Source organism: Kosakonia cowanii JCM 10956 = DSM 18146, assembly GCF_001975225.1.
Classification (GTDB): Bacteria; Pseudomonadota; Gammaproteobacteria; order Enterobacterales; family Enterobacteriaceae; genus Kosakonia; species Kosakonia cowanii.
Map to the genome: position 1 here is coordinate 120,397 of NZ_CP019445.1, position 13,165 is coordinate 133,561.

Sequence of the window (13,165 nt, forward strand, 5' to 3'; positions counted from 1 at the left end):
ATACCTTTTCCAGTATCCCGCTATCGTCAACGCCTGATAAGCGGTTGAACTTTATTATCAATGGCTTCCCGCGCACGGAAGATACGAGAACGAACTGTACCCACCGGGCAATCCATGATGACCGCTATCTCTTCATAGCTTAGGCCATCCAGCTCCCGTAACGTAATTGCCATACGTAAATCTTCCGGGAGAGACTCAATAGTGCGGAAAACGATTTGTCGCAGTTCTTCTGACAACATTAAGTTCTCAGGGTTCGAAATTTCTTTCAGCGCGCCGCCGCTTTCGAAGTTTTCCGCTTCATTCGCATCCACATCGCTGGATGGCGGCCTGCGCCCCTGAGCAACCAGGTAATTTTTCGCTGTATTCACAGCAATACGGTAGAGCCAGGTATAAAAAGCGCTATCACCCCTGAAAGAATCAAGCGCGCGATAGGCTTTAATAAAGGACTCTTGTGCTACGTCAGGCACATCGCCTGAAGGGACATAACGAGAGACCAGACTCGCCACTTTATGCTGATAGCGCACCACCAGTAAGTTAAAGGCTTTCTGATCTCCCTTCTGGACCCTTTCAACAAGAATCTGATCCGTTAACTGCTCGCTCATCCGAGGTAAAGTCTCCCCAAAACCCATTTCCACGCGTAGCCAGAACGCCACTCCAAAACTGCATTATGAGCAAGCAGCCAATTAGAGAGCAGACCGGTAAGAAAGTTCCGTCACGCCTTTGTTTTTGTGCAGAGTTACGCAGAACTTTCGTTATCACTCATTATAAGTCTGCCGACCAACTGCACCCTGTTCTCAAAGAAAAGACCTTAAGATCGCCAGAGATTACCGCACTAATGCTTTTTTTCATCCTTAATACACCTTAGTAAACAAACAGCCTTTTCTTAGATTTTATCCTCTATCTCCAGGCTGCGAGACCCACCATGTTTAGTGCTTAATACACAAAACAAAAAAATGTGCATTTGCTGTGCGGGTGGTGCTATTCTCGGGCAACACTTGTTTAGTAAATTAAACACACTATGCAAACAACTCCTGAACTCTCCTGTGATGTGCTGGTGATTGGCAGCGGTGCGGCGGGTCTCTCCGTTGCGTTACGTCTGGCTGAGCACCATTCCGTTATCGTTTTAAGCAAAGGGCCGGTCAGCGAAGGGTCGACACTCTACGCTCAGGGCGGTATTGCGGCGGTGTTTGATAAAACGGACAGCATCGCCTCTCATGTCGAAGATACCCTGATTGCCGGTGCCGGTATTGTCGATCGCCACGCGGCGGAGTTTGTCGCCAGCCATGCGCGTCACTGCGTGCAGTGGCTTATCGATCAGGGCGTGATGTTTGATACCGAGCTGAGTGAAAACGGCGATGCCAGCTATCACCTTACCCGCGAAGGCGGGCACAGCCATCGCCGGATCCTTCATGCCGCTGATGCCACCGGCAAAGCGGTGGAGAACACGCTGGTGAGCCAGGCGATGAGCCACCCCAATATTCGCCTGCTTGAGCGCACCAATGCGGTTGACCTGATTATCTCCGACAAGATTGGCCTGCCCGGTGCGCGCCGGATAGTTGGCGCATGGGTGTGGAATCGTAATAAAGAGCAGGTTGAGACCTGTCGCGCAAAAGCGGTGGTGCTGGCCACCGGCGGCGCATCGAAGGTCTATCAGTACACCACCAATCCCGATATCGCTTCCGGCGATGGTATCGCCATGGCCTGGCGCGCGGGTTGCCGGGTGGCGAATCTGGAGTTTAATCAGTTTCACCCCACCGCACTGTTTCACCCGCAGGCGCGCAATTTCCTGCTGACGGAAGCGTTACGCGGCGAAGGCGCGCATCTGAAACGCCCGGATGGCACGCGCTTTATGCCGGACTTCGACCCGCGCGGCGAACTCGCTCCGCGTGATGTAGTGGCGCGCGCCATCGACCATGAAATGAAACGCCTCGGCGTCGAGTGCATGTACCTGGATATCAGCCACAAACCGCCTGAGTTTGTGCGCCACCACTTCCCGATGATCTACGAGAAACTGCTTGGCCTCGGTATCGATCTGACTAAAGAGCCGGTGCCGATTGTGCCAGCGGCACACTACACCTGTGGCGGGGTGATGATTGACGATTGCGGCCGTACCGATGTTGATGGTCTCTATGCGGTTGGCGAAGTGAGCTACAGCGGGCTGCATGGCGCTAATCGCATGGCCTCTAATTCACTGCTGGAGTGTCTGGTCTATGGCTGGTCGGCCGCTGAAGATATTGCGCACCGTATGCCGGACATCGAAAACGTGCCTGCGTTACCGGCGTGGGATGAGAGCCGTGTCGACGATGCCGATGAGCGGGTGATCCTGCAACATAACTGGCATGAGCTACGGCTATTTATGTGGGATTACGTCGGGATCGTGCGGACCACCAAACGCCTTGAGCGGGCGTTGCGGCGCATTAACTTGTTGCAGCAGGAAATTGACGAGTATTACGCGCACTTCCGCGTGTCAAATAACCTGCTTGAAGTGCGCAACCTGGTGCAGGTGGCGGAGCTGATTGTGCGCTGCGCAATGATGCGCAAAGAGAGCCGAGGCCTGCACTACACGCTGGATTACCCGCATCAGTTGCCGGAATCTGGGCCAACGGTGCTCTCGCCGCAAAGTTACATAAAAAGATAGAAGGTCTGGGTCAGCGCGCTAAAGCTTTCTGAATAGCGCTGATCCGCGCCGCGGATCACCAGCCTGTCGGCAAACAGCTCGCCCTGTCGCGGCGAGAAGGCCAGCAGCACGCGGTGCGGCAGGCGCCCTTCTGTCTCCGCGACATCGGTACGAAGACGCAAATGCCAGCCGAGCTGTCGCGCTTTCTCACTAAAGCCTTCACAGGTTTCAACCGGCAGTACCACACAGAAAAACCCCTCTTCGGTGATAAGCGTCGCGGCGATCTCCAGCAGCGTCTGGTGATCGAGGGTGGTGGTGTAGCGCGCGCGGTCGCGCTCAGGCGTGGCGCACTTAACGCCCTCTTCAAAGTAGGGCGGATTACTGACGATGAGATCAAAACGCGTGGTGTTCTGCTGGCTCCAGGCGAGAATATCGGCGCAATGGACGCGAATGCGATCGGCCCACATAGAAGCCTGCACGTTCTCCTGCGCCTGCCCTGCCGCCTGCTCATCAAGCTCAACCGCATCGAGGGTTACATCATTTGCGGTACGCTGCGCCAGCATTAGCGCCAGTAAGCCGCTGCCGCTACCAATATCGAGAATATGACGGGCGCGGGAGACCGGTGCCCAGGCGCCTAACATCACACCATCGGTACCGACTTTCATGGCACAGCGGTCATGCGCGACGAAAAATGATTTAAACGTGAAGCCATCGCGGCGAAGCTGAGCCTTTGGCTGAGACATCTTTACAACCTCAAAACGGAAAACCGCTGTAGCATAGGGGAAAGCGTAGCGTCAGAAAAGCGATAAGCAGACAACAGATGAAGATTGCAGCCGTAACGTCTATAATCAGCGCCCCACACAGAGGTAGAACATGACTGTAACGACTTTTTCCGAACTCGAACTTGACGACAGCCTTCTGGACGCGCTCCAGAATAAAGGCTTTACACGCCCAACCGCTATCCAGGCCGCTGTTATTCCGCCTGCGCTTGAAGGGCGTGATGTCCTCGGTTCTGCGCCCACCGGGACAGGTAAAACCGCAGCCTTTTTGCTGCCGGCGTTGCAACACCTTCTGGACTTTCCGCGTAAGAAATCCGGCCCGCCGCGTATCCTGATCCTGACGCCAACCCGTGAGCTGGCGATGCAGGTTGCCGACCACGCGCGTGAACTGGCGGCTAACACTCATCTTGATATCGCCACCATTACCGGCGGTGTGGCGTATATGAACCACGCCGAAGTATTCAGCGAAAACCAGGATATCGTGGTCGCGACAACCGGCCGCCTGTTGCAGTATATAAAAGAAGAGAACTTCGACTGCCGGGCGGTCGAGACGCTGATTCTTGACGAAGCGGACCGCATGCTGGATATGGGCTTCGCGCAGGATATCGAGACCATTGCGGCTGAAACGCGCTGGCGCAAGCAGACGATGCTCTTCTCCGCCACGCTGGAAGGCGACGCGATCAAAGATTTTGCCGAGCGCCTGCTGGAAGAGCCGGTTGAGGTCTCAGCCACACCATCGACCCGCGAGCGTAAAAAAATTCATCAGTGGTACTACCGTGCCGATGATGTGCAGCACAAAACCGCGCTGCTGGTGCACCTGCTGAAACAGCCGGACGCCACCCGCACCATCGTCTTTGTACGCAAGCGTGAGCGCGTGCATGAACTGGCGACCTGGCTGCGTGAAGCGGGCATTAACAACTGCTATCTCGAAGGCGAGATGGTACAGATCAAGCGTAACGAAGCGATCAAGCGCCTGACCGAAGGCCGTGTCAATGTTCTGGTCGCAACCGACGTTGCCGCGCGCGGGATTGATATTCCCGATGTCAGCCACGTGATTAACTTCGATATGCCGCGCAGCGGTGATACTTACCTGCACCGTATCGGCCGTACCGGTCGCGCGGGACGTAAGGGCATCGCCATTTCACTGGTTGAAGCGCACGATCACCTGCTGCTGGGCAAAGTTGGCCGTTACGTTGAAGAGCCGTTGAAAGCGCGCGTCATTGATGAGCTGCGCCCGACAAGCCGTCCGCCAAGTGAAAAACTGAACGGCAAACCGTCGAAAAAGGCGTTAGCGAAGCGCGATGAGAAGAAAAAAGAGAAAGATAAAGAGAAGCCGCGCGTTAAGCAGCGCCATCGCGATACCAAGAATATTGGTAAGCGCCGCAAGCCGAGCACGGCGGGCAGCGAACAGCAGAAGAGCGAAAAGTAAAAAAACGCCGGGGAGACCCGGCGTTTTTATTAGTGCCTGCGATTACAGGCTTTCAGTAAAGGTACGAGCAATAACGTCGCGCTGCTGTTCCGGTGTCAGCGAGTTGAAACGCACAGCGTAACCGGAAACACGAATCGTCAGCTGCGGGTATTTTTCCGGATGCTCAACGGCGTCCATCAGCGTTTCACGACGCAGCACGTTAACGTTCAGATGCTGGCCCCCTTCAACGCGTACTTCCGGCTGTACTTCCATCGGAATTTCGCGGTATTCGATATCGCCCAGTTTGCTTACTGCAACAACATCATCTTCAGCGAAACCAGCTTTCGCGCAGACGCAGCGTGCTTCGCCCTTTTCGCTATCAAGCAGCCAGAATGAGTTCAACAGATCGTCATTAGCCGCTTTTGTAATCTGGATACCCGTAATCATAAATAGCCTCCCTTAGGCAGATTAGGTGATTGACCGGACGTATACCGGCCAATTGGTAAAACCATTGTTATCTGTTTGTCTGTATACCAGCCTGTACCGGGCCATTCTTTGATTTTAGTCAATAAAAACCATACAGCAAAAATGGCTATTAGGGTTTGTTCTTGTTTTATATCAATTTATACTTCTCAGGTGCACTAAAAATTTACGTAAATTTTCAACTATTTTTTAGGAGGTGTGCGCTTTCGAGAGCGGCTGATTTTGTTCTGGAGAAAGAAGCAGTTAAGCTACGGCAAACCAACTTTGCAGGAGATCGGGATGACGACTTCATTGACATGGCATGACGTACTGGCAGAAGAGAAACAGCAGCCCTACTTTGTGAACACCCTGAATACCGTGGCCGCTGAACGCCAGTCCGGCGCGACGATCTATCCGCCGCAGAAAGATGTCTTCAACGCCTTTCGTTTTACCGAGCTTGGCGATGTGAAAGTCGTGATCCTGGGACAGGATCCCTATCATGGCCCCGGCCAGGCGCATGGGCTGGCCTTTTCCGTGAGGCCCGGCGTCGCCGTTCCCCCTTCTTTATTGAATATGTACAAAGAGTTAGAGAAAACCGTGCCGGGCTTTACCCGCCCTACTCATGGTTATCTTGAGAGCTGGGCGCGTCAGGGCGTGTTGCTGCTTAATACGGTGCTTACCGTACGCGCCGGGCAGGCGCACTCGCATGCCAGCCTCGGTTGGGAAACCTTTACCGATAAAGTTATCAGCCTGATTAATGAGCACCGTGAAGGCGTGGTCTTTTTGCTGTGGGGATCGCATGCGCAGAAGAAGGGGGCGATTATCGACAGGAAACGCCATCATGTGCTGACCGCGCCGCACCCGTCGCCGCTTTCGGCTCATCGGGGCTTTTTTGGCTGTAACCATTTTGTGCTGGCGAATGAGTGGCTAGAGCAGCATGGCGAAAAGCCGATTAATTGGATGCCGGAACTGCCGGCGGAAAGCGAATAGGGTATGCGGGTGATGTGCCGGATGGCGGCGTTGCCTTATCCGGCCTACGCAATAGCCAGTGGAACGCGAACAGGATAGGCGGGAAATATGCCGGATGGCGGCGTTGCCTTATCCGGCCTACGAAACAGCCAGCGGAACGCGAATAGAATATGCGGGAAATATGCCGGATGGCGGCGTTGCCTTATCCGGCCTACAGAAGTGCTGCAGGTAAGGTCGGGTAGACGCACGCGCCGCCCGACCTTGATACTTTACGCCTTGTTCTGACGCCACCACTCGGCGAGCAATACGCCGGTTGCGACCGAAACGTTGAGGCTTTCAACGTTGCCGGTGCCTTCAATGGAGACGCTCAGATCGGCGCGCGACAGCGTTTCATCGGAAATACCATCACGCTCCTGGCCTAACACCAGTACCATCTTCTTCGGCAGTTCGGCTTTGAACAGCGGCGTGCCGTTATGGCTGGATGTTGTCACCAGCGCGTAACCCGCCTGACGGAATGCTTCCAGCGCGCCGACAAAACTTTCGCCGGTGATCGCCTGAACGTGTTCCGCCCCGCCCTCTGCGGTACGTACCGCAGCACCGGATTCGATCACGCCCGCATCCTGCAACACCACACCTTTCACGCCAAAGTGCGCGCAGCTACGCATAATCGCGCCGAGGTTGTGCGGGTTACCCACATCTTCCAGCGCCAGTACGCAATCTTCTTCGCCTGCGCTCGCCACCCACTTCTCAACGCTCAGACCGTTACGTTTTTTGATCAGGAAGCAGACGCCGCCGTGGTGCTCGGTGCCGGACGCTTTTGCCAGCTCCTGCTCATCAACCACGTGGTACGCTTTGCGGTTAGCCGCCATCCAGCGCAGCGCTTCTTTAAAGCGCGGCGTGACGCTCTGCACAAACCAGGCGCGCACGATGCAATCCGGGCGGCTGCTGAACAGCGCCTGGCAGGCGTTTTCGCCATACACGCGCGTCTCTTCTGCGCGCTGACGGCGCAATACTTCAGGATCGATATAGCTTTTACCGCTAATACCGCCGTGGTCCGGCTTCTCCGGCGTTTCCTCGCCGGGTGCGCGTGACACGGTGCGCCACGGTGAATCACCCCGCGCGCTGTAATCATCACGCGGTGCGCGACTTCTCTCATCGCGTTGCGGACGACCACCTCTGTCATCACGTGCAGAACGACCTTTGTCGTCACGGCCCGGGCGACTTCTGTCATTGCGGGAAGCGTTTCCGGTACGAGCAGGCCCTTTCCCGGTACGCGGGTTATGACCTCGTTTATCGGAATCATCATCACTGCGGACATACATCACTTTGACCTTGCCGCTCTTGTTCTTTAACTCATCGTTCATGCTTTTCTCCACCAGCGCTGCGCGAAGCGCGCAGATTACCTGATGTGCCGACGCTGCGCCATTAATTCATTCAAAAGCCAGCGACTATTGTACTCATTGAATAAACCACGTTGTTGTTTAAAACCTGTACATCAATAATACGTAACATTGTAGAAACATAACGGCATCATGCCGCTGTGTACCACCGCTTCCCTGAGGTTAGTTATGAATACCGTATGTGCAAGCTGCCAGGCGTTGAACCGTATCCCACAAGAACGCATGCAAGATACAGCGAAATGTGGGCGTTGCGGGCACGAGCTGTTCGACGGCGACGTGATCAACGCCACCGGCGACACGCTCGATAAACTCCTGAAAGATGATCTACCGGTGGTCGTCGATTTCTGGGCGCCGTGGTGCGGCCCGTGCCGTAGCTTTGCGCCGATCTTTGAAGATGTGGCGGAAGAGCGCAGTGGCCAGGTACGCTTTGTGAAAGTGAACACCGAAGCAGAGCGTGAACTGAGCGCGCGGTTTCGCATTCGCAGCATTCCGACCATCATGCTGTTCAAAAATGGCGAAGTGGTGGACATGCTGAGCGGCGCGGTACCGAAAGCCCCGTTCGACAGCTGGCTGAACGAATCACTTTGATCCTGTCGGGGCGCATCTTGTGCCCCGTTTTTACCTCTGCGACAATGGCGTTTTTCCTGTGCGACCGCCATGACTGATAACGCCGTTCTCAAACTCCGCGCTGAGCGCCTTGCCCGCTCGACCCGCCCTTTTCTTGCGCGCGGTAATCGCATCCGTCGCTGTCAGCGCTGTCTGCTGCCGCTGCGTAACTGCCTGTGCGACACCTTAAAGCCAACCGCTGTCGCCAGCCGCTTCTGCCTGGTGATGTTCGATACCGAGCCGATGAAGCCGAGCAATACCGGGCGTTTAATTGCCGATGTGCTGCCTGATACACTGGCGTTTCAGTGGTCGCGCACCGAACCGCCGCAGGAGCTCATTGATTTATGTACCAGCGATGCCTATCAACCGATGGTGGTGTTTCCCGCTTCTTATGCTGGCAGTGAACGACAAGTGCTGAGCGCGCCGCCCGCAGGAAAACCGCCGTTGTTTATTATGCTCGACGGTACCTGGACCGAAGCGCGCAAGATGTTCCGCAAAAGCCCCTATCTTGATGCCCTGCCGATTATCTCCGTCGATCTGTCGCGGGTTTCGGCCTATCGCCTGCGGGAAGCGCACGCCGAGGATCAATACTGCACGGCGGAAGTAGCCATTGCCCTGCTCGATCTGGCCGGTGATAACGCCGCGGCACAGGCATTGGGCGATCATTTCACGCTGTTTCGTGAGCGCTATCTGGCCGGGAAACCGCATCATTCGTCCACCGTCACAGCAAAAGCGGAAGAAAGCGTTTAAAATCATCGGGTCACTCATTTGTGGAGGCCGGTATGAGCCAGCGAGGGTTGGAAGCGTTATTACGTCCCCGTTCGATTGCGGTTATTGGCGCATCCATGAAACCGGATCGCGCCGGTTTTCTGATGATGCGCAATCTTCTCGCCGGCGGCTTTGCCGGGCCAGTGCTGCCGGTCACGCCCGCCTATAAAGCCGTGCAGGGCGTGCTCGCCTGGCCAGATATCGCCAGCCTCCCCTTTACCCCCGATCTCGCGGTGCTCTGCACCCATGCGAAACGCAATCTGGCGCTGCTGGAGGCGCTTGGCGAAAAAGGGTGTAAAACCTGCATTATTCTCTCTGCCCCGCCGGAACAGCATGCTCAATTACTCGCCTGCGCAGGCCGCTATCAGATGCGCCTGCTCGGGCCAAACAGCTTAGGGCTGCTCGCGCCGTGGCAGGGTCTGAACGCCAGTTTCTCACCGGTGCCGATTACGCGCGGCAAGCTGGCGTTTATTTCCCAGTCTGCTGCCGTCTCTAATACCATTCTTGACTGGGCGCAGCAGCGCGAGATGGGTTTCTCCTACTTTATTGCGCTTGGCGACAGCCTGGATATCGACGTTGATGAGCTGCTCGATTTCCTGGCCCGCGACAGCAAGACCAGCGCCATCCTGCTCTACCTTGAACATCTCAGCGATGCGCGCCGTTTTGTCTCCGCCGCCCGCAGCGCGTCGCGCAATAAACCGATCCTGGTGATCAAGAGCGGCCGCAGCCCCGAAGCGCAGCGCTTGCTGCATGCCCATTCAGGGCTCGATCCCGCCTGGGACGCGGCAATCCAGCGCGCCGGTTTATTGCGCGTACAGGATACCCATGAACTCTTCTCCGCCGTTGAGACGCTAAGCCATATGCGCCCGCTGCGCGGCGAGCGGCTAATGATCATCAGCAACGGTGCGGCACCCGCAGCGCTGGCACTGGATCAGCTCTGGTCACGCAATGGCAAGCTGGCGACGCTAAGCGAAGAGACGCTGGCGCAACTCTCTGCTGTGCTGCCGGAGTCTGTCGCCGCCGGCAACCCGCTCGATCTGCGCGATGACGCCAGTAGCGAACGCTACGCCGCCGCACTCAACATCCTGCTCGACAGCCACGATTATGATGCGCTGATGGTGATCCACGCGCCGAGCGCCGCGGCACCGGGCAGCGAAAGCGCGCTGGCGTTAATCGACATATTGAAAAAACACCCGCGCGGCAAATATGTCACCGTGCTGACTAACTGGTGTGGCGAGTTCTCGTCGCAGGAGGCGCGTCGGCTCTTTAGCGAAGCGGGTCTGCCGACTTACCGTACACCGGAAGGGACCATTACCGCCTTTATGCATATGGTTGAGTATCGCCGTAACCAGAAGCAGCTGCGTGAAACCCCGGCGCTCTCCCAACGCCTGACGGCGGATACCGCCGATGCGCGGAAACTGCTGCAACAGGCACTGGCCGAGGGCGCAACGACGCTCGATACCCATGAAGTGCAGCCAATTTTGCGCGCCTGGGGGCTGCAAACGCTGCCAACCTGGATTGCGGGCGACAGTGCCGAAGCGGTACATATTGCCGAGCAGATTGGCTACCCCGTCGCGCTAAAGCTGCGCTCGCCCGATATTCCTCATAAATCTGAGGTGCAGGGGGTAATGCTCTATCTGCGTACCGCCAAAGAGGTGCAGCAGGCGGCGGATGCCATTATTGAGCGCGTTAAGCTTAACTGGCCGCAGGCGCGTATTCAGGGTTTGCAGGTGCAGAGCATGGCGAACCGCGCAGGCGCGCAGGAGTTGCGGGTGGTGGTAGAGCACGATCCGGTGTTTGGCCCGCTGATTATGCTCGGCGAAGGCGGCGTCGAGTGGCGTGCTGAGGATCAGGCTGCGGTGGCATTACCGCCGCTCAATATGAACCTCGCCCGCTATCTGGTGATTCAGGCAATTAAGCGTAAAAAGATCCGTGGCCGCAGCGCCTTGCGCTCGCTGGATATTGCCGGGCTGAGCCAGTTTCTGGTGCAGGTCTCCAATCTTATTATTGATTGCCCGGAGATCGCGCGGCTCGATATTCACCCTCTGCTGGCGTCCGGCAGCGAATTTACGGCGCTGGATGTCTCGATGACGTTAGCGGCGGCCAGCGAAAATGGCGAAGCGCGGCTGGCGATCCGCCCCTACCCGCAATATCTCGAAGAGCAGGTGACGATGAAAAACGGCGAGCACTGCCTGTTCCGCCCGATCCTGCCGGAAGATGAGCCTCTGCTGCAGCAATTTATCTCGCAGGTAACAAAAGAGGATCTCTATTACCGTTACTTTAGCGAGATCAACGAATTTACCCATGATGATTTAGCGAATATGACGCAAATCGACTACGATCGGGAAATGGCATTTGTCGCAGTACGCCGCACGGAGCAGGGTGAAGAGATCCTCGGCGTAACCCGTGCGATATCCGATCCGGATAACGTTGATGCCGAATTTTCCGTGTTAGTGCGTTCTGATTTAAAAGGTCTTGGGCTTGGGCGGCGTCTGCTGGAAAAACTTATTGCCTATACCCGGGATCACGGACTTAAGCGTTTGAATGGTATTACTATGCCCAACAATCGCGGTATGGTAACGCTGGCGCGTAAACTGGGATTTGATGTCGATATCCAGATGGAAGACGGGATTGTAGGGCTTTCGCTTCCTCTGGCACAGACGGCGCAATCCTGAGTAAGGTACTGGAAATGTTGACCACTTTAGTGGACACGGTGTTATTATTGCCCGCTTATGTCGTCTGCATGGTACAGAAGACCCTTCAATAAACAGAGAAGAAACGCACTGTGATGTTGTCAAAATTTAAGCGTAATAAACATCAACAACACCTTGCCCAACTCCCCAAGCTTTCTCAGTCAGTTGATGAGGTAGAGTTCTTCTACTCACCGGCCGATTTCAGGGAGACGTTGCTTGCCCGGATAGCGAGCGCGACGCGCCAAATCTATATCATCGCTCTGTATCTGGAACAGGACGATGGCGGCAAAGGCGTGATGAACGCGCTGTATGAAGCAAAACGTCAGCGTCCGGAGCTGGACGTGCGCGTACTGGTTGACTGGCATCGCGCCCAGCGTGGCCGCATTGGTGCGGCGGCGTCGAACACTAACGCTGACTGGTACTGCCGTTTAGCGCAGGAGAATCCAGGCGTTGATGTTCCTGTTTATGGCGTGCCGGTCAATACGCGCGAAGCTCTCGGCGTTCTCCATTTCAAAGGCTTTATTATCGATGACGCGGTGCTTTACAGCGGCGCGAGCCTCAATGATGTTTACCTCCATCAGCATGATAAATACCGCTATGACCGCTATCAGCTGATCCGCAATCCGCAGATGGCGGAAGTGATGCGCGGCTGGCTGGAGTCAAACCTGATTCACGGGCGCGGTGTTAATCGTCTTGACGATCCAGCGCGGCCAAAAAGCCCGGAAATTAAAAATGATATTCGCCAGTTCCGCCAGGCGTTGCGCGATGCCTCGTTCCATTTTGAGGGCAACGCCAGTAATGACGAGCTGGCGGTTACGCCGCTGGTTGGCCTCGGAAAATCGAGCCTGCTGAATAAAACCATCTTTCATCTGATGCCGTGTGCGGAACAGAAACTGACTATCTGTACTCCGTACTTCAACCTGCCAGCAGTGCTGGTTCGCAACATTATTCAGCTGCTGCGCGATGGGAAAAAGGTGGAGATTATCGTTGGCGATAAAACGGCGAATGACTTTTTTATCCCGGAAGATGAGCCGTTCAAAATCATCGGCGCGCTGCCCTATCTTTATGAGATTAACCTGCGCCGCTTCCTGAGCCGCCTGCAGTACTACGTTAATACCGACCAGCTTGTGGTTCGCCTGTGGAAAGATGGCGATAACAGTTATCACCTGAAAGGGATGTGGGTCGACGATGAGTGGATGCTGCTGACGGGTAATAATCTTAACCCGCGCGCCTGGCGTCTGGATCTGGAAAACGCGGTGTTGATCCACGATCCGAAACAGCAGCTGGCGGCGCAGCGCGATAAAGAGCTGGAACTTATCCGCACCCATACGACAGTGGTGAACCACTATCGCGATCTGCAAAGCATCGCCGAGTACCCGGTAAAAGTGCGTAAGCTTATTCGTCGCTTGCGCCGTATTCGTATCGATAAACTGATCAGCCGGATCCTCTAATATTGAAGCCCT

11 protein-coding genes are annotated in these 13,165 nt (G+C 55.8%); 7 read left to right on the forward strand and 4 right to left on the reverse strand.

Annotated elements, in window-relative coordinates; genetic code table 11:
* Nucleotides 1–26: 26 nt before the first annotated feature.
* Nucleotides 27–602: an RNA polymerase sigma factor RpoE gene (gene rpoE / locus BWI95_RS00555; RefSeq protein ID WP_042716751.1), complete on the reverse strand. Its 576-nt coding sequence runs from the start codon at nt 600–602 to the stop codon at nt 27–29.
* Between the two features lie 416 nt (nt 603–1,018).
* Here rpoE and nadB point away from each other — a divergent pair, with 416 nt between their 5' ends.
* Entirely contained in the window at nt 1,019–2,638 is a 1,620-nt protein-coding gene (gene nadB, locus BWI95_RS00560) for an L-aspartate oxidase (RefSeq protein ID WP_054804441.1), read from the forward strand.
* Here the strand turns inward: nadB and trmN are convergent.
* Nucleotides 2,623–3,360 carry a tRNA(1)(Val) (adenine(37)-N(6))-methyltransferase TrmN gene (gene trmN, locus BWI95_RS00565; RefSeq protein WP_054804440.1) on the reverse strand — a complete coding sequence of 246 codons (738 nt, stop codon included), beginning with the start codon at nt 3,358–3,360 and terminating at the stop codon, nt 2,623–2,625. The two genes, nadB and trmN, sit on opposite strands and share 16 nt — an antisense overlap.
* Before the next feature lie 130 nt (nt 3,361–3,490).
* On the opposite strand from trmN, the gene srmB reads away from it, so the two are divergent.
* Complete coding sequence (gene srmB, locus BWI95_RS00570) at nt 3,491–4,825, forward strand: ATP-dependent RNA helicase SrmB (RefSeq protein WP_042716759.1); 1,335 nt, start codon at nt 3,491–3,493, stop codon at nt 4,823–4,825.
* 42 nt (nt 4,826–4,867) lie between these two features.
* Here srmB and grcA read toward each other — a convergent pair whose 3' ends face one another.
* Nucleotides 4,868–5,251, reverse strand: a complete 384-nt coding sequence (gene grcA / locus BWI95_RS00575) for an autonomous glycyl radical cofactor GrcA (RefSeq protein WP_023481164.1) — start codon at nt 5,249–5,251, stop codon at nt 4,868–4,870.
* Nucleotides 5,252–5,566: 315 nt separating this feature from the next.
* On the opposite strand from grcA, the gene ung reads away from it, so the two are divergent.
* On the forward strand, nt 5,567–6,256 hold the full coding sequence (gene ung / locus BWI95_RS00580; RefSeq protein ID WP_076768827.1) for a uracil-DNA glycosylase: 690 nt from the start codon (nt 5,567–5,569) through the stop codon (nt 6,254–6,256).
* 248 nt (nt 6,257–6,504) lie between these two features.
* Here the strand turns inward: ung and BWI95_RS00585 are convergent, their stop codons facing one another.
* Nucleotides 6,505–7,599 (reverse strand): tRNA/rRNA methyltransferase, encoded by a 1,095-nt coding sequence (locus BWI95_RS00585; protein ID WP_042714816.1) that lies wholly within the window; start codon nt 7,597–7,599, stop codon nt 6,505–6,507.
* 204 nt (nt 7,600–7,803) lie between these two features.
* Between BWI95_RS00585 and trxC the strand changes: the two genes are divergently transcribed.
* The 4 genes from trxC (at nt 7,804) to pssA (ending at nt 13,153) form a co-directional block, all read left to right on the forward strand.
* The gene (gene trxC, locus BWI95_RS00590; protein WP_054804439.1) at nt 7,804–8,223 is read left to right on the forward strand and encodes a thioredoxin TrxC; all 420 of its coding nucleotides are present in this window, start codon (nt 7,804–7,806) and stop codon (nt 8,221–8,223) included.
* Nucleotides 8,224–8,292: 69 nt separating this feature from the next.
* Nucleotides 8,293–8,991: a tRNA-uridine aminocarboxypropyltransferase gene (locus BWI95_RS00595; protein WP_054804438.1), complete on the forward strand. Its 699-nt coding sequence runs from the start codon at nt 8,293–8,295 to the stop codon at nt 8,989–8,991.
* 32 nt (nt 8,992–9,023) lie between these two features.
* A complete protein-coding gene (locus BWI95_RS00600) occupies nt 9,024–11,684 on the forward strand; it encodes a bifunctional acetate--CoA ligase family protein/GNAT family N-acetyltransferase (RefSeq protein ID WP_076768828.1) in 2,661 nt (886 codons plus the stop codon).
* Between the two features lie 113 nt (nt 11,685–11,797).
* Entirely contained in the window at nt 11,798–13,153 is a 1,356-nt protein-coding gene (gene pssA, locus BWI95_RS00605; protein WP_042714812.1) for a CDP-diacylglycerol--serine O-phosphatidyltransferase, read from the forward strand.
* The last annotated feature ends 12 nt before the right edge of the window (nt 13,154–13,165 follow it).